Here is a 1,004-nt window from a genome sequence, read left to right as displayed (position 1 = left end):
TTTGCTTCCGCCCAGTGGCCAGAAATATCATTAAACTCCTGAGCTGGGTTCACAGGATCGACGATTGGCTGAGCTACAGCCATAACCGCATACTTCGTGAAATGATCCACCGCTACCGTAATCTGGTTGCCGCTAACTGCTCCGCCAACCTCTACCCATGTTTTCTTCCCTTCGTCAAAATAGAACACCGAAGCCTTCTGGCCGCTCTTCAGACTTGCTTTGTTGAACGTAAACGTCAACGTGACCGGATTGCTGAAGTTCTCTGTGAAGTTTTTCAAAATTTCAAAGACCGAGCTAGCCAGCGTCTCTTGGTTCGTGAGCAGGCCTTGTACATTTTGCAGCTTTTCAATCGTAATTTTTAGTTCCTTCGCTGACGCATTAGCTGGAATCGAGACGATGACCTCGCTATTCAAGCTTACCTCGCCCGTTCTGCCTACTGGAAGCGTCAGACTGCCATTCGTTGAGATGACTTTGTTCGTGCTAGGCACAGTCGTCGAACCACCGCCACCACCAACAGCGCCACCGCCGCCCGTGTCAGTTGAAGCCGTAATCGTATAGCTTGCGCTCATCACTTCGCTATTTATTTTGCCCGCAGCAACAGCTATCGCTTTAATCGTCAGCGCGCTGTTAACGGCAATTGGCCCACTGTACAATGTGCTGCTAGTCGTTGGATTGCTGCCATTCGTCGTGTAGTAAATAGCCGCACCCGCTGTTGAGCTGCTCAGCGTCACGCTTGTTCCCGCTGCAACCGCTCCACTTGCCGGGTTTGCCACAGGGGCACCAGCCGTCTGGCTTTCGGTTACGACCACATTGGTCGTTGAAATCTGGTCGGCTTGTCCAACGTTGATTTCATACGTTCCCACTACTTCATTGGCACCGAGCGTAATGGTATCGCTGTACGCACCGTTACTCACCTTGGCAACATTAAAGTATAGAATGCTGCGGTCAGGACGGTACACTTTAATGATGACCTCGGACAGGTCTGAGGTTCCTGTAATGTTAAT

Annotated in this window: 1 protein-coding gene; it reads right to left on the bottom strand. The window is 50.8% G+C overall.

What is annotated here, in order from left to right:
• Positions 1-1,004: chitobiase/beta-hexosaminidase C-terminal domain-containing protein (locus tag ABEW34_RS31090; protein ID WP_430165477.1), on the bottom strand; the 1,004-nt coding region annotated here is incomplete at both ends.

The organism is Paenibacillus algorifonticola, assembly GCF_050481745.1.
Taxonomy (GTDB): Bacteria; Bacillota; Bacilli; order Paenibacillales; family Paenibacillaceae; genus Pristimantibacillus; species Pristimantibacillus algorifonticola_A.
This window is presented reverse-complemented; position numbering and strand designations above follow the sequence as displayed.